At 63.4% G+C, this 17,918-nt stretch carries 15 protein-coding genes, 2 tRNA genes and 1 pseudogene; 10 read left to right on the forward strand and 8 right to left on the reverse strand.

Annotation, left to right across the window (positions count from 1 at the left end; genetic code table 11):
• The first annotated feature begins 97 nt into the window (after positions 1-97).
• From ACLBKR_RS05365 to ACLBKR_RS05375, 3 genes are all read left to right on the forward strand, one after another.
• Complete coding sequence (locus ACLBKR_RS05365; protein ID WP_113426059.1) at positions 98-775, forward strand: DsbA family protein; 678 nt, start codon at positions 98-100, stop codon at positions 773-775.
• An 84-nt stretch (positions 776-859) separates the two neighbouring features.
• Positions 860-4,324: a chromosome segregation SMC family protein gene (locus tag ACLBKR_RS05370; RefSeq protein WP_113448777.1), complete on the forward strand. Its 3,465-nt coding sequence runs from the start codon at positions 860-862 to the stop codon at positions 4,322-4,324.
• A 32-nt stretch (positions 4,325-4,356) separates the two neighbouring features.
• Complete coding sequence (locus tag ACLBKR_RS05375) at positions 4,357-4,779, forward strand: Ivy family c-type lysozyme inhibitor (RefSeq protein ID WP_162757766.1); 423 nt, start codon at positions 4,357-4,359, stop codon at positions 4,777-4,779.
• Between the two features lie 45 nt (positions 4,780-4,824).
• Here the strand turns inward: ACLBKR_RS05375 and ACLBKR_RS05380 are convergent, their stop codons facing one another.
• Positions 4,825-5,820 carry a VOC family protein gene (locus ACLBKR_RS05380; protein WP_113448775.1) on the reverse strand — a complete coding sequence of 332 codons (996 nt, stop codon included), beginning with the start codon at positions 5,818-5,820 and terminating at the stop codon, positions 4,825-4,827.
• 305 nt (positions 5,821-6,125) lie between these two features.
• Here ACLBKR_RS05380 and ppdK point away from each other — a divergent pair, with 305 nt between their 5' ends.
• A complete protein-coding gene (ppdK, locus tag ACLBKR_RS05385; protein ID WP_113448774.1) occupies positions 6,126-8,792 on the forward strand; it encodes a pyruvate, phosphate dikinase in 2,667 nt (888 codons plus the stop codon).
• 93 nt (positions 8,793-8,885) lie between these two features.
• Here the strand turns inward: ppdK and ACLBKR_RS05390 are convergent, their stop codons facing one another.
• Positions 8,886-9,356 (reverse strand): cupin domain-containing protein, encoded by a 471-nt coding sequence (locus ACLBKR_RS05390; RefSeq protein WP_112827276.1) that lies wholly within the window; start codon positions 9,354-9,356, stop codon positions 8,886-8,888.
• A 124-nt stretch (positions 9,357-9,480) separates the two neighbouring features.
• Entirely contained in the window at positions 9,481-10,392 is a 912-nt protein-coding gene (locus tag ACLBKR_RS05395; RefSeq protein ID WP_113486682.1) for a helix-turn-helix transcriptional regulator, read from the reverse strand.
• Between the two features lie 117 nt (positions 10,393-10,509).
• Between ACLBKR_RS05395 and ACLBKR_RS05400 the strand changes: the two are divergent.
• A pseudogene (locus ACLBKR_RS05400) lies at positions 10,510-10,815 on the forward strand (putative PEP-binding protein); the annotation flags it as partial.
• Here the strand turns inward: ACLBKR_RS05400 and ACLBKR_RS05405 are convergent.
• Complete coding sequence (locus tag ACLBKR_RS05405; protein ID WP_113486684.1) at positions 10,809-11,141, reverse strand: hypothetical protein; 333 nt, start codon at positions 11,139-11,141, stop codon at positions 10,809-10,811. The pseudogene ACLBKR_RS05400 and the gene ACLBKR_RS05405 overlap by 7 nt on opposite strands.
• A 120-nt stretch (positions 11,142-11,261) precedes the next feature.
• Here ACLBKR_RS05405 and ACLBKR_RS05410 point away from each other — a divergent pair, with 120 nt between their 5' ends.
• Both ACLBKR_RS05410 and ACLBKR_RS05415 read left to right on the forward strand, forming a co-directional pair.
• Complete coding sequence (locus tag ACLBKR_RS05410; RefSeq protein WP_113448771.1) at positions 11,262-12,197, forward strand: hypothetical protein; 936 nt, start codon at positions 11,262-11,264, stop codon at positions 12,195-12,197.
• An 87-nt stretch (positions 12,198-12,284) separates the two neighbouring features.
• The gene (locus ACLBKR_RS05415) at positions 12,285-13,193 is read left to right on the forward strand and encodes a DUF1499 domain-containing protein (protein ID WP_112827272.1); all 909 of its coding nucleotides are present in this window, start codon (positions 12,285-12,287) and stop codon (positions 13,191-13,193) included.
• Positions 13,194-13,219: 26 nt separating this feature from the next.
• On the opposite strand, the gene ACLBKR_RS05420 is transcribed toward ACLBKR_RS05415, so the two are convergent.
• The 3 genes from ACLBKR_RS05420 to ACLBKR_RS05430 all read right to left on the reverse strand — a co-directional run bounded on the left by ACLBKR_RS05420 (position 13,220) and on the right by ACLBKR_RS05430 (position 15,114).
• On the reverse strand, positions 13,220-14,146 hold the full coding sequence (locus tag ACLBKR_RS05420) for an MBL fold metallo-hydrolase (RefSeq protein WP_113338691.1): 927 nt from the start codon (positions 14,144-14,146) through the stop codon (positions 13,220-13,222).
• Positions 14,143-14,439 carry a cupin domain-containing protein gene (locus ACLBKR_RS05425; protein WP_414900917.1) on the reverse strand — a complete coding sequence of 99 codons (297 nt, stop codon included), beginning with the start codon at positions 14,437-14,439 and terminating at the stop codon, positions 14,143-14,145. Before ACLBKR_RS05425 ends, ACLBKR_RS05420 begins: the two co-directional genes overlap by 4 nt.
• Positions 14,440-14,553: 114 nt before the next feature.
• Positions 14,554-15,114, reverse strand: a complete 561-nt coding sequence (locus ACLBKR_RS05430; protein WP_414900919.1) for a type 1 glutamine amidotransferase domain-containing protein — start codon at positions 15,112-15,114, stop codon at positions 14,554-14,556.
• A 230-nt stretch (positions 15,115-15,344) separates the two neighbouring features.
• Between ACLBKR_RS05430 and ACLBKR_RS05435 the strand changes: the two genes are divergently transcribed.
• Positions 15,345-15,419: transfer RNA gene (locus ACLBKR_RS05435), tRNA-Gln, on the forward strand.
• 448 nt (positions 15,420-15,867) lie between these two features.
• Here ACLBKR_RS05435 and ACLBKR_RS05440 read toward each other — a convergent pair.
• Entirely contained in the window at positions 15,868-16,272 is a 405-nt protein-coding gene (locus tag ACLBKR_RS05440; protein ID WP_414900921.1) for a hypothetical protein, read from the reverse strand.
• A gap of 289 nt (positions 16,273-16,561) precedes the next feature.
• Between ACLBKR_RS05440 and ACLBKR_RS05445 the strand changes: the two genes are divergently transcribed.
• Both ACLBKR_RS05445 and ACLBKR_RS05450 read left to right on the forward strand, forming a co-directional pair.
• Positions 16,562-16,638, forward strand: a tRNA-Pro gene (locus ACLBKR_RS05445).
• Between the two features lie 652 nt (positions 16,639-17,290).
• Positions 17,291-17,896, forward strand: a complete 606-nt coding sequence (locus tag ACLBKR_RS05450) for a DUF922 domain-containing Zn-dependent protease (RefSeq protein ID WP_244710803.1) — start codon at positions 17,291-17,293, stop codon at positions 17,894-17,896.
• Positions 17,897-17,918 lie beyond the last annotated feature (22 nt).

Raw genomic sequence — 17,918 nt, forward strand, 5'->3', positions numbered from 1 at the left:
ACGATTCTTTGATGAAACGGCATTTCCGCCGCCTTGTTTGCGGCCGCGTCGCATTATAACGGTGGTTCGAACTCAAAATAGCTCCAACAGGTGTCCCATGCCGAACCTTGAATTGAAACTCACCAAGCGCAGCCTGCTGAGCGGCATTGCCGCTGCCGGTGTCGGCGTGACGTTCGCCTCGACTGCGGCGGCCGTAGATATTCCGCAGCCCGACCGCGACGTGGACATGGAGGAAGTGTTGAAGCCGGGTCCGCTCAAGGACATGGCGCTCGGCGATGCCAACGCTCCGGTCAAGATCGTCGAATACATGTCGATGACCTGCCCGCACTGCGCCAACTTCCACGCCAAGACCTTCGATACGATCAAGGAAAAGTATATCGACACCGGCAAGGTCTATTTCATTCTCCGCGAATTCCCGTTCCCGCGTGATACGGCATCGCTTGCAGCCTTCATGCTGGCGCGTTGCACCACGGAAGACCGCTACTTCCCCTTCGTCTCGATGTTCCTCAAGCAGCAGATGGCCTGGGCCGCTCCGGCCGACAACGACGTGCGCTCCGCCATGCTGCAATTGTCGAAACTCGGCGGTTTTACACAGGAGAGCTTCGATGCCTGCTTGACGAACGCGCAGCTTGCCGCTGATGTGACGGCGGGCAGGGATCGTGCGGCCAAGGATTTCGGCATCCAGTCGACGCCGACCTTCCTGATTAATGGCAAGAGCTATTCTGGGGACATGTCGGTTGAAACCATGTCGGCGCTCATCGACAGCTTGCTCTGATCCGCGCTTCGGACTGATGTCGGGCGGCGGCGGTACCCGTGCGCCCGATGTCTGCTCGCCGGTCCTCGTCGGCGGAGAGGTTGCATGAAGTTCAATCGCCTCCGTCTTCTCGGCTTCAAATCCTTCGTCGAGCCGACTGAATTCATCATCGAGCGGGGCCTGACCGGTGTCGTCGGTCCGAACGGCTGCGGCAAGTCCAACCTTGTCGAGGCCCTTCGCTGGGTGATGGGCGAAAACTCCTACAAGAACATGCGTGCGTCCGGCATGGACGACGTGATCTTCTCCGGTTCCGGCAACCGCCCGGCGCGCAATACCGCCGAGGTCGGGCTCTACCTCGACAATTCCGACCGCACCGCGCCCGCCTCCTTCAACGATGCCGACGAGATCCAGGTGACGCGCCGTATCGAGCGCGGCGAGGGGTCCGTCTATCGCATCAACGGCAAGGAAGCCCGCGCCAAGGATGTCCAGCTTCTCTTCGCAGATGCTTCCACCGGCGCCCGCTCGCCCTCCATGGTCGGGCAGGGCCGTATCGGCGAACTCATTCAGGCAAAGCCTCAGGCGCGGCGGCAACTGCTGGAAGAAGCGGCCGGCATTTCCGGCCTGCATTCGCGCCGTCACGAGGCGGAACTCAGGCTGCGTGCCGCCGAGACCAATCTCGAACGCCTGGAAGACATCACTGCCCAGCTCGAAAGCCAGATCGAGAGCCTGAAACGTCAGGCCCGTCAGGCCAACCGCTTCAAGATGCTCTCCGCCGATATCCGGGCGCATGAAGCCATCCTCTTGCATATCCGCTGGAGCCAGGCCAAGCAGGCCGAGGGCGAGGCGGAAAGCGCGTTGAACCAGGCGACCGCCATCGTCGCCGAGAAGGCGCAGGCGCAGATGGAGGCGGCAAAGGCCCAGGGCATTGCCAGCCTGAAGATGCCGGAACTGCGCGAGGAGGAAGCGCGCGCCGCCGCCGCTCTCCAGCGTCTGCAGATTGCCCGCACCCAGCTTGACGAGGAGGCGAGCCGCCTTCTCAAGCGACGCGACGAACTCACCCGGCGGCTGGCGCAGCTCGGCGAAGACATCCGGCGCGAAGAAAGCATGGTCGCGGACAACGCCGAAGTGCTCGAGCGGCTCGCGGCGGAAGAGACGGAGCTTGAGGAGATCCTTGCCGATGCCGGCCGCTACGGCGAGGAGGCGCGCGAGACCTTCGAGGCCGCAGCTGCAACGCTAGCCGAAAGCGAGAAGCGTTTTGCGGCGCTGACCGCCGAGCGTGCCGAAGCCGCCGCCGGTCGTAACCAGCTGGAGCGCCTGATCCGCGATCTTGCCGACCGCCGCCAGCGTATCGAACGGCAGGTGGAAGAGGCTGCCCGCGAACTGGACCAGATCGCCGCGCGCATCGCCGCGCTTCCGGACCCCGAAGAAAAGCGGCAGATGGTGGAGGCGGCAGAACAGGCGCTTTCAGACAGCGAGGCTGCGGTGGCGGACGTGGAAACGGCTCTCGCCGACGCCCGCCGCAGCGAGAGCATGCTGCGCGCGCCACTTGAGGCTGCCCGCTCGAAGCTCAATGGGCTGGAAACCGAAGCGCGGACGATCAGCCGCATGCTGTCCTCCGCCGCCGCGGGCGATTTCTCGCCCGTTGCCGACGAACTGACGGTCGACCGTGGTTTCGAGACGGCGCTGGGCGCAGCGCTCGGTGACGATCTCGACAGTTCTCTCGATCCCGCAGCACCCGCCCATTGGACGGATAACGGCGATGGTGCAGGTGACCCGCCGCTGCCGGAAGGGGTGGTTCCGCTTGCCGCGCACATGACCGCGCCGGCAGCGCTGGCCCGACGCCTGCGCCAGATCGGTATTGCCGACGAGGCCTCGGCGCTGAGGCTGATGTCGCAGCTTCGTCCCGGCCAGCGGCTGGTAACGAAGGATGGTGCTGTCTATCGCTGGGACGGTCATGTGACGGGTTCCGAAGCGCCGAGCGCCGCCGCCCTGCGACTGGCGCAGAAAAACCGCCTCGCCGAAATCGAGGGCGAGGCGGAAGAGGCGCGTTACGCGCTTTCCGAGGCCGAGGAGCGTCTGGCGGAAGCGATGGAAGCGATCCGCATGGAGGAGGGTAGGCTTTCGGAAGCGCGCGAGATGCAGCGCCTTTCGGTTCGCCACCTTGCCGATGCACGCGAAGCACTGACCCAGGCGGAGCGTGCCTCCGGCGATCTCGTGCGCCGTCGCGTCGTGATCGAAGAGGCGGTCAACGGCCTGAAGGGGCAGATCGAGGAAATTCTCGAACAGGAAGAAAACGCCCGCATCGAGATCGAGGAAACGCCGGATCTTTCCGCCCTCGACAGCCGTCTGCGCGAGGCCGAGGCCGAGGTCGCCACCGACCGTGGCAGGCTTGCCGAGGCGCGCGCCCGTTTCGAAGGCCTTGCTCGCGAGGACGAGAGCCGCCGCCGCCGCATTCTGGCGATCCGGCAGGAGCGCTCTACCTGGCAGGCGCGCGCCAGAAGCGCGGAAGACCATATCGCCACCCTGCGGGAGCGCGAGGCGGAAGCGCAGGACGAAATGGTGGCGTTGGAACTTGCGCCCGACGAATTCGATGAGAAGCGCCGTGTCCTGCTGTCGGAGCTGGACAAGGCCGACAGGGCGAGACGCGAAGCCGCCGACCGTCTGATCGAGGCTGAAGGACGCCAGCGCGAGGCCGACAAGAAGGCCGCCGCCGCCCTTTCCGAACTTGCAGAAAGCCGGGAGAAGCGGGGCCGCGCGGAAGAGCGTCTCGTTTCGGCGCGCGAATGGCGCAAGGAGGCCGAACAGCGCATTCAGGAAGCCTTGAATGTGCCCCCGCACGAGGCGTTCCGGCTGACCGGCCTGAAAGACCCGGCGGAGATCCCGGATCTTCGAGAGGTGGAACGCGATCTCGACCGCCTGCGGATCGAGCGCGAGCGTCTGGGCGCAGTCAACCTTCGCGCCGACGAGGAGCAGAAAGAGCTTTCCGACAAGCTCGAAGCGCTGGTCAAGGAACGCGACGACGTGATCGACGCGATCCGTAAGCTGCGCGGTGCGATCCAGAGCCTCAACCGGGAAGGCCGCGAACGACTGATTGCCGCCTTCGACGTGGTCAACGCCCAGTTCCAGAGACTTTTCACCCATCTGTTCAATGGCGGCACGGCCGAGCTTCAGCTTATCGAGAGCGACGATCCGCTGGAGGCAGGTCTCGAAATTCTCGCCCGCCCGCCCGGCAAGAAGCCGCAGACGATGACGCTGCTTTCCGGGGGCGAGCAGGCGCTGACGGCCATGGCGCTGATATTTGCGGTGTTCCTGACCAACCCGGCGCCGATCTGCGTACTGGACGAGGTCGATGCTCCGCTCGACGACCACAATGTCGAGCGCTACTGCAACTTGATGGACGAGATGGCGGCCTCGACCGAGACCCGCTTCGTCGTCATCACTCACAATCCGATCACCATGGCCCGCATGAACCGCCTGTTTGGCGTGACCATGGCAGAGCAGGGCGTATCTCAGCTCGTCTCCGTCGATCTCCAGACCGCCGAGCAGCTGCGCGAGCGGGAAGCGGTGTGATCGACAGGTGGCAGACATCGGGCAGGATGCGCATGAGAGCCACCATCACCGCTAGTCTCGCTGCTTTCGTTCTTCTGACGCTCACTCCTTTTGGGCGGGCGGACGACCAGCCGACGCTCTCGGGAAACTTCCTGCCCTCCGTCCTCGCGTCGTCCGAAGCGCATCGCACTTCGCTGACCAAGGTCATCAAGGGCAGACAGCGCATGCCCGTCTGGGTAAGGTCTATGATGAACAATCCCCGCTACGTATCGCTTGCTTCGGAGAAGGTGGAGGTTGAGGGACGCCCGATGCAGTTCTTCAAGACCTGCGAGCCGAGAACCTGCGTGGACAGCGAGATGCGGGTGCTTTTTTCCGCCGATGGCAAGCATGCGGTGGTGCTGGTGCGCGACAAAAAACGAGGGGAGCAGTTTCTCGGCGACCCGAGCGCCGGGGAAAAAGAAGCACTGGCGCGTTAGCTCTCTGCGCCAGCTTGAAGGCGGCCTGTTCGCTCGCCGGGATTTTCAGACCTTTGCCAGCCGAACGCGGGTGCCCCATGGATCCGAAGCTTCGATACCGTTATCCGTTTCGGTAAAGGTGAAGCCCTGCGCCTTCAACTGTTCCTTCTGCCGGTCGATGATCGCAGCATCAGCCGTCGTCAGCGAGAACCAGTCGAGGCCGGTCGTGGCCTCGTTGCGCTGGCCGGCATTTTCGCTTTCCCAGATATTGGCGCCGATGTGGTGGTGATAGCCGCCGGAGGAGAGGAAGGATGCACCGCGCTCGTCTGAGCCCGAGGTGACGTCCAGCCCGAGGCCCGCCTGATAGAAGGATCGGACCTTTTCAAGTGCGCCAACCTTCAGGTGAATGTGGCCGATTCTGAGTGCCGACGGCGCACCTGTGTAGACGTCCCGGTCCGTGCCGGTTCCGGTCTTCTCGAGTATGTCGTCGACATCGAGCGGCTTGGTTCCCATGGTCACGCGGCCCTCGTTCCACACCCAGCCTTCCTTTGACCGGTCGGAATAGACCTCGATGCCGTTGCCTTCCGGATCTGCAAGGTAGACCGCTTCGCTGACGCTGTGATCGGCAAAGCCGACGAGCGGGATCTGGTTGATTGCCACATGCACCAGCCACTGTGCCAGATCCGCCCGCGACGGCATCAGGAAGGCGGTGTGGTAGAGCCCGGCTTCGCCGCCTGCCTCGTATTCCGCATTCGGCCGGTTCAACAGGTTCAGGAGAGGCGTTCCGCCGGCCCCAAGCGTGACCATATCGGTATCCTCGCGGATCACCTCGAAGCCAAGCATCTGCTGGTAATAGCGCTTGAGCAGCGCCATGTCCTTTGCCCTCAGACTGACTTCGCCGACATGGACGGGGGTGGTGAGCGCGAAGGGCAGGGAAGAGGCGGTCCGCGGCGCAACTGGTGCCGCCAGTCCTTCTGCCCGAAGAGCGCCGGCCATGGCGCCGACAAGGCTCACGCCGCCGCAAAGCTTGAGAAGGGTTCTTCGGGTAAGGGCGGCGCTCATCGGATTTTCCTGTCGATTGTGTCCCGTTCGGGATACATGCCCGCGGGTCACGGTGCATCTCACAAGTGCGTGTGTTCTTGCGCCCTTACACCAACCCCGTTTCCGATACTGCGATGTCCGCCGCGGGAAGCCGGTGAAGAAGGCGCACATCTTCATGGGGGCCGGAGGCGAACGGCCGACCGGCGTTTCCGAGACCCTGCCGCAATTATGATGCATTGCAGCATGAAGATCGGGAAGCGGCGTTCCCAAGCATTCATATTTGCTGTAAAGCGTCGGGAAACAGCCTGTCTGGGTGGAGAAGAGGCATGAGGAAGTGGGTATACACCTTCGGCAATGGAAAGGCCGAGGGTGGAGCGGGGGATCGCGAACATCTGGGAGGCAAGGGCGCCAATCTCGCGGAGATGGCAAGCCTCGGTCTTCCGGTGCCGCCGGGCCTCACGATCGTCACCGATGCCTGTTCCTGGTATTATCAGAATGGCCGTGGATTGCCCGATGACCTGAAGGAGCAGGTGCTGGAAGGCATAAAGGGCATGGAGCTTGCGACCGGACGCGGCTTCGGCGATGCCAGCCAACCGCTGCTTCTTTCCGTCCGCTCCGGCGCCCGCACCTCCATGCCCGGCATGATGGACACCGTTCTGAACCTCGGCCTCAACGACCACACGGTCGAGGCGCTGGGCCACAATGCCGGTGACGCCCGCTTTGCCTGGGACAGCTACCGCCGCTTCATCCAGATGTATGGCGATGTCGTCATGGGCCTCGACCACGAAGTCTTCGCGGAGATTCTGGAAGACGAGAAGGCGCGGTTCGGCCATGAACTCGACACTGACCTGTCCGCCGTCGAATGGCAGCATGTCACAGCCCTGTTCAAGAGGGTGATCGTGGAGGAACTGGGCGAATCCTTCCCGCAGGACCCGCATGTCCAGCTATGGGGTGCGATCGGCGCCGTCTTCCGCAGCTGGATGAACCCGCGCGCCGTGACCTATCGCATGCTCCACAACATTCCGGTGGAGTGGGGAACGGCCGTCACCGTTCAGGCCATGGTGTTTGGCAATCTCGGCTCGACCTCGGCAACCGGCGTCGCCTTTACCCGCAATCCCTCGACCGGCGAGAAGTCGCTCTACGGCGAATTCCTCGTCAATGCCCAGGGCGAGGATGTCGTGGCCGGCATCCGCACGCCTCAGTCCATCACCGAGACGGCACGGATCGATTCCGGCTCCGACAAGCCATCGCTGGAAAAGGTGATGCCGGATGCGTTCGCCGAGTTCAGCCGTATCTGCGAGCGGCTGGAATCGCACTATCGCGACATGCAGGACCTCGAATTCACCATCGAGCGCGGCAAGCTGTGGATGCTCCAGGCCAGAAGCGGCAAGCGCACCACCAAGGCGGCGATGAAGATCGCCGTCGACATGGTGTCCGAGGGGCTAATCAGCGAGGAAGAGGCGGTCTTGCGTATCGAGCCCGCCTCGCTCGACCAGTTGCTGCATCCGACCATCGATCCCAGGGTCGACCGACACGTCATCGGTTCTGGCCTGCCGGCCTCGCCCGGCGCTGCGACCGGCGAAATCGTCTTCACCGCGGAAGAGGCGGTCGAGGCGGAGGAAGAGGGGCGCAAGGTCATCCTCGTGCGCGTCGAGACCAGCCCGGAAGACATTCACGGCATGCATGCGGCCGAGGGCATCCTGACCACGCGCGGCGGCATGACCAGCCATGCGGCCGTCGTCGCCCGCGGCATGGGCATTCCCTGCGTTGCCGGTGCCGGCACCATGCGGGTCGACCTCAGGAACGAACTGCTGATCGGCATGGGCGTCACGCTGCGCAAGGGCGATATCATCACCATCGATGGCTCCTCCGGCCAGGTTCTCAAGGGCGAGGTGCCGATGCTGCAACCGGAGCTTTCCGGCGATTTCGCGCAGTTGATGGAATGGGCCGACAAGACGCGCCGCATGACGGTGCGCACCAATGCCGACACTCCCGTCGATGCGCGTGCCGCGCGCTCCTTCGGCGCCGAGGGCATCGGCCTCTGCCGCACGGAGCACATGTTCTTCGAGGGCGACCGCATCCAGGTGATGCGCGAGATGATTCTCGCCGAGGACGAGACGGGACGGCGTGCCGCGCTCGACAAGCTCCTGCCGATGCAGCGCTCCGACTTCACCGAGCTTTTCGTCATCATGCATGGTTTGCCGGTGACAATCCGCCTGCTCGATCCGCCGCTGCACGAATTCCTGCCGAAGACCGACGAGGAAATCGCGGAAGTGGCCGAAGCCATGGGAATGGACGCGCAGTTCCTGCGACAGCGGGTCGATGCGCTGCACGAATTCAACCCGATGCTCGGCCATCGTGGCTGCCGGCTGGCGATCTCCTATCCGGAGATTGCCGAAATGCAGGCGCGCGCGATCTTCGAGGCGGCCGTGGCCGCCGCCCGCGAGACCGGCGCCCCGGTCGTGCCGGAAATCATGGTGCCGCTCGTCGGGCTGCGTTCCGAACTCGACTACGTCAAGGGCTGCATCGACCGGATCGCAAGAGAAGTCATGACCGAGGCCGGGCTCGAAATTTCCTATCTCGTCGGCACGATGATCGAACTGCCGCGCGCCGCGATCCGCGCCCATGTGATCGCCGAAGCCGCCGAATTCTTCTCCTTCGGCACCAATGACCTGACGCAGACGACCTTCGGCATGTCGCGTGACGACGCCGCCGCCTTCATTCCGATCTATCAGAAAAAGGGCATTATCGAGCAAGACCCGTTCATATCGCTCGATTTCGACGGCGTCGGCGAACTGATCCGCATCGCCGCCGACCGCGGCCGCCAGACCCGGCCCGACATGAAGCTCGGCATCTGCGGCGAACATGGCGGCGACCCGGCCTCGATCCATTTCTGCGAGGATGCCGGGCTGGACTATGTCTCCTGCTCGCCCTTCCGTGTGCCGATCGCCAGGCTGGCGGCGGCCCAGGCGGCGATCAAGGCGAAGGCGTAAGGACTTCCGGAGAGGCTGGCTTTTCACCCGAATAGCCCGCTTCCACCTTCAGGACCATCGAACCGGTCCTGAAGGCGCATAACGTGCTGCGGTTCAATCCGCCAGCGGTGCATCGATCGGCGGGCCGACGATTTCCATGCCGAATTCCAAAGCAAGCTGCGGAATGTCCGCGGTCGGGCGGCCCTTCATCGCCGGCATGAACTGTTCGAAGCCGCCTGGGGTGAGCAGCACCACCATGCGCAGCGGCGTCGTCTCGAAATTGCGGAAGGCATGCGGCTTGCCGCGCGGAATGGCGGCAAAGCCGCCCGGGCCGGTGCGGAAGCGTTCGCTGCCGCAGATGAAGTCGCCGATGCCTTCAAGCACGTAGAGCACTTCGTCGGCATCGTGATGGATATGCAGCGGCGGTCCCGATTGCGGTGCGACGATGATCTCCGTCAGCGAAAAGGCGCCGTTGGTGTGCTGGCTTTCGACGCGCATGGCAATCTGTTCGCCAGGCAGCGGCTGGAACCAGTCGCGGCTCTCGCCGGAGCGGAAAAGATGGGTGCTCAGTCCTTTGTCGGTCATGTCGGTTACTCCTTGTCTGAACGTTCGAGCCACCCGGCGAGGACCGGCGGCGGCGAGACCCTAGACAGGGAGGGACGGGCATTCTTGCACGCATCCGGTACGACTTGAACCAAACCGATGCAAATCAGGCGCGACCACGGCGCCAGCGAAACGGGCTCTCTCCGGTCTGCCGGAGGAACGTGCGAGAGAAATGGCTCTGGTCGGCGAAGCCGCAGGCCTGGGCGATTTGCGAGATCGGCAGCTCCGAGCGCAACAGCAGATCCTTGGCTCGCGCGATCCGCCGCGCCTGCAGCCAGCCATGCGGCGTCTGCCCGGTCGAAGCCCGGAAGGCACGGGTGAAATGGTCCGGCGAAAGGCCGAGCGCCTGCGCGATTTCGCGGATAGAGGCCGGTCGCCCGGAGGCATCGTCCAGCATTTCCAGCGCCCGGCGCTCCTGCCAGGCCGCGAGCCCGCCGCGTGCCGGTCGATGACCTGAGGTCACTCCGCCATAGCGCCGCACGAAATGGGCGCCCAGGCCGAGCAGCAGATGTTCGTTGAGCAGGCCGTTCACCTCCGCCTCCGGCGTCGCGAGCGCCTCGACGAGGACCGGCGCCAGCTGATCGACCAGCGGGTCGGTCGTGCGCCAGGGGTCGGGGGCGCGCAATCCCGAGATCGTTGCGGCATCGGCGCCGTCCACCACATGCTCGATGGCGCGCACGGGCACATGGAACATCAGCGTGTCGACCGGATGCAGCAAACGCCCGCAGGCATCACCCAAACGCAAGTCGACGATGTTGAGCGTCCCGCGCCGCGCGGCATCCGGAAGCTCCAACCGCCCGTCGAGCTTGAACTCGTGCGCCGGATGGTCGCGCAGCTGGTAGAGCACGACAAAGGCCTCTTCGCCGGTCATTTTCGCCACATGCTCCCGCCCGGCAACAATCTGTGGCCGGAACCGGGTGACGCTGATCGCCGACTCTCCGGCGGGTGCCATCAGCGCCGGCTGACATCCCGGAAAGGCCGGGCGGCGAAGCGAGGTGGATTGTCTCATTCTCTGCATGGCGCATCTCTAAGATCCGGGAGAGCGCCGTCCCATTCGCCCCGTCCGGTGATCCCGAGCCCGGATTGTGCATGTTTCGCCGCACGAGAAAAGTGCAATCTCAGAGCGCGCGTTGTGATTTGGCGGCCGGACGCCGCCGCTGCCCGGCGATCCGGAAATCACGGCGTCACTGGTCGGCCGCTCTTCGAGCTCGATTTCGACGGCCTCGGCGAATTGATCCGCATCGCCGCCGATCGCGACCGCCAGACCCGGCCCTACATGACGCTCGGCATTTGCGGCGAACATGGCGGCGGTTCGGCCTCCATCTATTTCTGCGAGAGCGCCGGGCTCGATTACGTCTCCTGTTCGCCCTTCCGCGTGCCGATTGCCCGGCTCTCCGACGCACAGGCGGCCATCGGCAAAGCCGCGAAAGTGGATCAGTAGCCGGGAACGGCTGGCACCTCTCGCCGAAGATCCGGCTCGTCGTGAATGAAAGTGATCTGCAGCGTTGCCATCCGTTCGGATGCCGGATCGGACGTGCCCGCCGTCTCGGCAGGCTGGTCGATGTGAATGCCCCCTTCGTTCAGCAAGGCATGGAATCTGGGATAGGCGCCTGCGGGCAGGGTCATGCGGATGGTGTTCATGATGTTTGAATACATCTGCACGTCATCGATCCATCCGCCAAGCGCAATGACGGTGTCGAAGACCAAGCTGGTCGCGTCCTTTCTCTCCCGCCGCGTGATGGCGCTGAGCATAAGCAGCCGGTTCATGGTCGATTTCCGGGTGAAGACCTGTTTTTCGACATTGCGCGGGGAGCGGATGACAAATCAAGCGGTTTGTGGAATAGCCGGTTGCGAACAGCAAACCGCATCAGCAGGGAAGCGGCCCGAATGACCAAACGGCGCCAGCAGCAACGCGCGAAGAAAAGACGGCAGGGGCAGGCGGGGACCGCCTCTCCGCCGGCAGCGGCAATTCCTGCCGCCGGGCAGGCGCAATCGCCCGTTCCCGCCGGAACGCGGCCGGATTTTCTCCGTATCCTCCGGACCTCCTCCTTCCGCTGGTCGCTTTCGCTGCTGTTGTTCGGCTTCTTCTTGCTGCTTCTGTCGCAGACGATCCCCCACGACTACGGTTTCCTGGAACTCGGTTTTCTCTTCACGCTGTCGATCTACGATATCGTTCTGGCCATGCTTGGCCTCGCCGTTGCCTGCGCGATGGCGCCGCGCGCCGCCGACATGCGGACGATCGTGCTGGTCTTCTTCGCCGTATTGGCCGGCATGCTCATGTTTTTCGATCCGATCTTCCGGGCGATCTTCGCAAGCCCGCTCGGTGAATACCTGTTCCTGATCGCGCCGGCCGCGGTCATGCTGACGGGGGCGTCCCTGTGGGTTGCCGGCGTATGGCGCCAGCGTGTCGTTCTGCTCGCCGCGGCTGTCGTGGCCTTCTCGCTGTCTCTCTTCATCGGGCTTGACGATCTGGGCATCGGCATTTTCGATTTCACCGCCGGCAGTGTGCTTTGCGCGCTGTGGCTGGTCGTGGCTCCGGCCCTCCCGCTTCGCCAGTTCCGCGGGCCGTGGCTCACCATTCCCTCCCGCATCATCGGAAGCTGGCTGGTGGTCATCGGCATCATCGTCCTTGCTTCGCTCTACGTGCCGTTGCCGGTCAAGGCGCCGTCGCTACCGGATCCCTCCATGCCGGACGGCGGGGCGACCATGGAACTGCAGATTCCCGACGACGGCTCTGCCCCGACGCTGAACGGGGAGGAACTGCCGCTCGATCTGTTGGAGCCGGGTGACGGGCTGGAGGCTCCCGATCCGTCATCGCAGTGATCCGGGCCGCTTGTCGGTCTCGCGGGCAGCGGCTAAACAAGGTGTTGACGTGCTTCGCTTTCTCCCCGCCATCACCGGTGCCTGCAGATGACCATCCGCTACGACCGTCCCGTCTCCCGATCGGCCTTTCTGGCGATGCGGCTCGGCTTCTTTTCGGCCGGTATGCTGGTGCTGGTCATCCTTGCCCATCGTTTCGGTCCCTTGAAAGCGCCGGACTTCGTAGCCCTCGTTCTTTTGTCGGGCATACCGGCGGCGCTGGCGGTTCCGCTGGCGCTGATCGGTCTTGCGCGGCTCTGGTATGTGGGCGCGCTCGGCGGCATCGCCGCGTTGAAGGCGCTTGTCTATGCCGCAATCCCGCTGGCCCTGATCGGCTTCGCGGCCTTTCGTTACTTCGAGCGCCCGCCGATCTATGACGTTTCGACAGACCTTGTCGATCCGCCCGGCTGGCTGATGCCCCCCGACGCCGACCAGCGCTGGCTGCAGCGACCGCCGATCACGCCGGAAAGCCGCGAACTGCAATATCTTGCCTATCCCGGTCTGACCGGGCGGCGTTACGACGGTGCGCTGGACCGCGTGTACGAAGCGGTCCGGAAAGTTGCCGACCAGAGCCGGCTTGAGATCGTCGCAAGCCGGGGCCAGGAATATGCGATGCCGGAATTCCAGCCGCGTGCCGCGGCGGCGGCGGACGAGGAGAACGCCGATGCTTTGCCGCGCAGCGTTCCCGTGCCGCGTCCGCGTCCGGAGCCCAAGACCGCGCCTGTCTATGCCGAGGCTGAGCCCGAGGGAACCGTGCGCATTCAGGCGAAAACCCGAACCCTCCTGCTCGGCCTGCCGTTCGACGTGCTGATCCGTCTGCGCGAGGAAGCCGAGATGACCCTCGTCGATGTCCGGGTCGAAAGCCGCTACGGTCCCCACGATCTCGGCATCGGTACCGAAATCGCCGAACATTTCCTGCATATGCTGGATGCGGAGTTGCTCGGCATCGCCGGTGACTGACGGATTTCGGATCGGGAAGGGGCTGTTCAGCTCTTCCGGTAGATGCCGCCAAGCCGCGGAGGGCCGTCCGTCAGCACCTCGCCCTTTTCAACGAGGTCCTCGATATGGGCGAGCACGGAAAGTGCTGCGGCCCCGTGAAGCTTCGGATCCGTATCGCGATAGATCGCTTTCACCATGTCGGCGATCAGCCGGTCCCCGCCCTTGATGCGTTCCAGTATGGCGCGTTCGCGCATCCGGCGGTGGGTGCGCAATCCGCGCAGGAAAGCGGTCGGATCCTTCACCGGTCCGCCATGACCGGGAAAATAGATCCGGTCATCGCGGGCAAGCAGCCTCTCCAGCGATGCCATGTAATCGCCCATGGCGCCATCGGGCGGCGCCACGATCGACGTCGCCCAGGCCATCACGTGATCGGCGGAAAAGACAATACCCGCATCGTCGAGCGCGAAGGCGGCATGATTGGCGGTGTGTCCGGGCGTGAGGATCGCTGTAAGCTGCCATCCGTCGCCTTCCACCTTGTCGCCCTCGCCAAGCGAAATGTCGGGCGCGAATTCGGTGTCCGAGCTTTCGGCAAAGGGATTGGTCTCGCCTTCATGCAAGGGGCGCGATGGCCGGTGGGGGCCTTCCGCAACGATCGTCGCCCCGGTCTCTGCTTTCAGCCGGCGCGAAAGCGGCGAATGGTCCTTGTGCGTATGGCTGACGGCGATATGGGTCACTTCGCGCCCGGCAAGCGCGGTCATCAACGCGCGGAAATGGGCTTCGTCTTCGGGGCCGGGATCGATCACGCAGACCGAGCGGTGGCCGACGATATAGGTATTGGTGCCGTGAAAGGTGAAAGGACCCGGATTGTTGACCGTGATCCTCTGCACCTTGTCGGCTACCGGCACTGCCTCGCCGTAGGAAGGCTGGAAGCTCAGGTCGAATTCGGGAGGCTTCGGGGCGTCTGAGCCGCTCATTTGTATTCTATCTCGATGAAGGACATGGGGGCCTCGCCGCCGTTGACGACATTGTGCTCGACACCGGCTTCCCGGCGATAGACTTCGCCTGCCTTGCTCGTTATCCGGCGTTCGCCTCCGGCATCCTCGATGAGAAAGTGGCAGTCGGTCATCGGCACCACCACATAGCCGAGGCCGTGGACATGATGACCGGTGGCCGCGCCGGGCTCGAAATCCCAGCGCGTCACGCGGACCACAGCATCATCAATGATAACAGTCGAAATGGCGGGCGGTCGGGCGGAATATCCAGGCATTTGCTCTCCTGTCGCATGGCTTGGGCCCAGATATCGGCCGAAGCGTTGCCGCCGTAAAGGGGTTTCGACAGAAGCGGCAGGCAGTTTTCAGGTTTCCGCCCGAAGAAGGGAGGATCAGGCGGCGTGTCGTGCGTGCCGACCTTCTTCCACCTCTTCGACGATCTTGGCGACGAACGCGCCGAGATCCGCCGGCGAGCGCGAGGTGATGATGCCATGGTCGGTGACCACGGCCTCGTCCTTCCAGATGGCGCCCGCATTGCGCAGATCCGTCTTGATCGAAGCGTAGGATGTAGGCTGGCGTCCCCGCAGGGCATCGGCCTCGACCAGAAGCCAGGGACCGTGGCAGATTGCGGCGATCGGTTTTCCGGATTTCACGAAGGCGCGGACCAGTTCGACGACGGCTTCTTCCTTGCGCAGGAGGTCCGGATTGATCTGGCCGCCGGGAATGACCAGGGCGTCGTAATCGTCGACCGAGACCTCGCCGACGGTCGTGTCGACGTCTACGGTGTCGCCCCAGTTCTTTTCGGCCCAGCTCTTTATCGGCTCGGGGGTCAGCGAGGCAATGGAGACTGTTGCGCCGCGCGCCCTGAGTTCGTCGAGCGGCACGCGCAGTTCCGAACGTTCGTAGCCGTGGGTGGCGAGGATGAGAATGCGGGCGGATTTGATGGAGGGCATGGGAAGATATCCTTTCTCGTCTCGATCTTCACTTCGGGTGAGATAAGGGAAACCAATGGCGACCGGGATCGTTCCCCGGCATCGCCTCTGTCGGGGAGCCGATCCCTTAAGGGAAAGAAGGAGGAAGCCTCAAAAAAACGCCGGAAGGTCATTGCCGCCGGCCGGAGGCTTTGCTAATCAGGCGGCCACTTGCGGATCGCGGCCTTAGGCCAAGCACCGATCCGTCCCGGTGGGGCGTAGCCAAGCGGTAAGGCAGCGGTTTTTGGTACCGCCATCCCCTGGTTCGAATCCAGGCGCCCCAGCCACCTTTTCCCTCATTTCTGCATTTACCGGGCGTAATTTTGCCGTTCGGGTCAGAAGCCTGGTCAAGCGCAGGAACGGCAGGCAAACAGCCCGGTCGTCAGCGAGGCAGAAACGCCTGGACGGCCTTGTCGCAGGTTGCTGGACCCAGAAGTTGAGCCTGGCTGCGGTAGGCAAGCGTTAACTATGACACTTATATAAAGGCCGGGCTTCCACAAGGTAATGCGTAGAGAAGAGCGTTGGTTTCGAGTTCCCTTGGGAGGACGTCATCCACGGCGTCCTCCGCAAGACTCCAGCGGCCTGGAAACTGACCTTGCGCGCGATATCGCAGCCTTGCCCCGGACACCTCCTGTCCAACCTATCCGGCATCCGCTTGCAAGACGCTGTTCCTGACGGATACTGTCAAAAAAAGCCCCCGAACCGCCAGATCGGGAGCTTCGATGATGGGACGGCTCACTCGGCCGTCAGGAACTCTTCGCAGTAGCTCTTGCCGCCGTCGACGCCGGGCTTGTCGATCACCGTGCGAACGCCGCGGATGACGTAGTCGGAGGAAACCGTAAGCTGGACCTCGCAGCGCAGATATTCCGAACGGGCCGGCTTCAGCAGCTTGCCCTTCTTGCCGTCGCCGAGATCCTCGTAGACTGCGGGAACCATACGGGTCTTGTAGCCGCCGCGCCAGGTGTAGAGCGTGGTTCCGCCGCTTTCGGAATCGCTCGTTGGCGGGCCGAACTTGGCAAAGAACGCGCCGGCCGGCTGGCCGTTCCAGCGCGTTTCGATGCCGTTCCTGGCAACGCCCGTTGTTGTGCAGCCGGCAAGCGCCAGCAAGACGCCTGCCATGGTGATCACGCGGAAATTCATGTCTCTGTCCCTTGAGCTCTTGTCTGCGAGCCGGCCTGTCTTCGAGCCCAATTCCCCTGGCCCGCCAGCGTCCCGCATCACCGGCTTTATCCCCAAATGACAGCGGTGAAAATCATAACTGCGACAAGAACGTGCAATTTTTCTTGATGATGCGGGGAGGCCACGTTTGTCTTAGCTGCAAAATCCGGGCGCCGGCTCTCTGTCGTGAAAATTTCATCTTTTATCGGAATTTTTCCGCCAACCCGCTTGTGCAACAAAAAAGGCTGGACTATAGAGGCGCCACTGGTCACGGAGTGTAGCGCAGTCTGGTAGCGCACCACGTTCGGGACGTGGGGGTCGAGTGTTCGAATCACTCCACTCCGACCAGTTAACCGCCTGATCCCGAACAGGTTTTCCCGAAAATATCCCGGTAGATACAGCATACGCTTTCGCCTGCGATAGGTCGGAATTGCATTCCCTTCATACGCGGAAAGGGCCGCCCGCAAGCGCCGGGCGGCGGAATATTCGGGCTTTGAATTTCGGGATCGAGCCTCCGACGGAGGCGGGCTGTGGGCCGCCGCCTCGTCCCGTCGAGGGGGAGATTTGTCTCATTTTTTGCGCGGTGAATTTCCGCTTAAACGAATCGCCGGAGGCGTTGCTTATCGAGACGATCGAAAAGCTCCGACCAGGGCGGGACCCGCAAGTTTAAGGGGTAGGGGGACTGCGGGTCCCTGACCACCATCATGGTGGCTGGCTCTCTGATAGCAGGTCATTTCGCGAGCGCAGCATCGAATTGTGTTGCTTTCACAGGCACTTGATATGGTCCCTAAACCTGGGTGAACGCATATGTCCGCCTTGTGCCGAAATGAGGCGAAGCAGCCCGGTTTTCTGGTCTTGTGCTGTCTGGCGGGGACCGGGTATGCCGAGAGCGGGAAGGGCGAAAGCAATACGCTGGATTTTCCGTCCGTTTGCCCCGATATATCGAGGCCAGGCCGGCGGTTGTTCGTCGCGGCAGGATCTTTCTGTTCAGGGATTTTTTGTGAAGAGCACATTTCTTATCGGCTGGTCGGTAGCTATCGCCGTGTTTGCTGCATCGCCCGCTGCCGCGCAGAGCGCCTGGCAGGCCATCGAGAAGATCGAGACTTATTCGATCCGCGGACAGACCGGCCCCGAACTTTACGCCTCCATCGGCGAACGTGGCCCGGTGATCGGCGGTGACGTGCGCGCCATCGCCCATACCGGTTTCAAGCTGACCTGGCGGCGGGATTACCAGCCCCGCGGCACTGCCTGCGTTCTGGCGAGCGCGGTTCCGAAGCTCATCATCACCTATACGTTGCCGAAGCCGGCCAATCCCTTACCTCCGGCCGTCCGGCAGAAGTGGGACCGCTTCTATGCCGGCATCCAGGCGCATGAACGTGTGCATGGCGATTTCATCAAGGAACTCGTTCGGCAGATCGAGGCGGTATCGGTCGGCCTGACCGTCGCTGACGATCCGGGTTGCAAGAAGATCAGGACCGAGCTGACCAGCCGGCTGGGTGAGCTTTCCCGCGCCGAACGCCAGCGAAGCCGTGATTTCGACCGCGTCGAAATGAGCGATGGCGGCAATGTCCACCAGCTCATTCTCGCTCTCGTGAACGGCGGATAACAAGACGATCCCACGCACGGGA

The sequence above is a fragment of the Paenirhizobium cremeum genome (assembly GCF_047553425.1).
Lineage (GTDB): Bacteria > Pseudomonadota > Alphaproteobacteria > Rhizobiales > Rhizobiaceae > Allorhizobium > Allorhizobium cremeum.

Bases quoted from the DNA above. Each gene is read 5' to 3' on its own strand.
- ACLBKR_RS05365 (WP_113426059.1), top strand. From the start codon at position 98: ATGCCGAACCTTGAATTGAAACTCACCAAGCGCAGCCTGCTGAGCGGC.
- ACLBKR_RS05370 (WP_113448777.1), top strand. From the start codon at position 860: ATGAAGTTCAATCGCCTCCGTCTTCTCGGCTTCAAATCCTTCGTCGAG.
- ACLBKR_RS05375 (WP_162757766.1), top strand. From the start codon at position 4,357: ATGAGAGCCACCATCACCGCTAGTCTCGCTGCTTTCGTTCTTCTGACG.
- ACLBKR_RS05380 (WP_113448775.1), bottom strand. From the start codon at position 5,820: ATGAGCGCCGCCCTTACCCGAAGAACCCTTCTCAAGCTTTGCGGCGGC.
- ppdK (WP_113448774.1), top strand. From the start codon at position 6,126: ATGAGGAAGTGGGTATACACCTTCGGCAATGGAAAGGCCGAGGGTGGA.
- ACLBKR_RS05390 (WP_112827276.1), bottom strand. From the start codon at position 9,356: ATGACCGACAAAGGACTGAGCACCCATCTTTTCCGCTCCGGCGAGAGC.
- ACLBKR_RS05395 (WP_113486682.1), bottom strand. From the start codon at position 10,392: ATGCAGAGAATGAGACAATCCACCTCGCTTCGCCGCCCGGCCTTTCCG.
- ACLBKR_RS05405 (WP_113486684.1), bottom strand. From the start codon at position 11,141: ATGAACCGGCTGCTTATGCTCAGCGCCATCACGCGGCGGGAGAGAAAG.
- ACLBKR_RS05410 (WP_113448771.1), top strand. From the start codon at position 11,262: ATGACCAAACGGCGCCAGCAGCAACGCGCGAAGAAAAGACGGCAGGGG.
- ACLBKR_RS05415 (WP_112827272.1), top strand. From the start codon at position 12,285: ATGACCATCCGCTACGACCGTCCCGTCTCCCGATCGGCCTTTCTGGCG.
- ACLBKR_RS05420 (WP_113338691.1), bottom strand. From the start codon at position 14,146: ATGAGCGGCTCAGACGCCCCGAAGCCTCCCGAATTCGACCTGAGCTTC.
- ACLBKR_RS05425 (WP_414900917.1), bottom strand. From the start codon at position 14,439: ATGCCTGGATATTCCGCCCGACCGCCCGCCATTTCGACTGTTATCATT.
- ACLBKR_RS05430 (WP_414900919.1), bottom strand. From the start codon at position 15,114: ATGCCCTCCATCAAATCCGCCCGCATTCTCATCCTCGCCACCCACGGC.
- ACLBKR_RS05440 (WP_414900921.1), bottom strand. From the start codon at position 16,272: ATGAATTTCCGCGTGATCACCATGGCAGGCGTCTTGCTGGCGCTTGCC.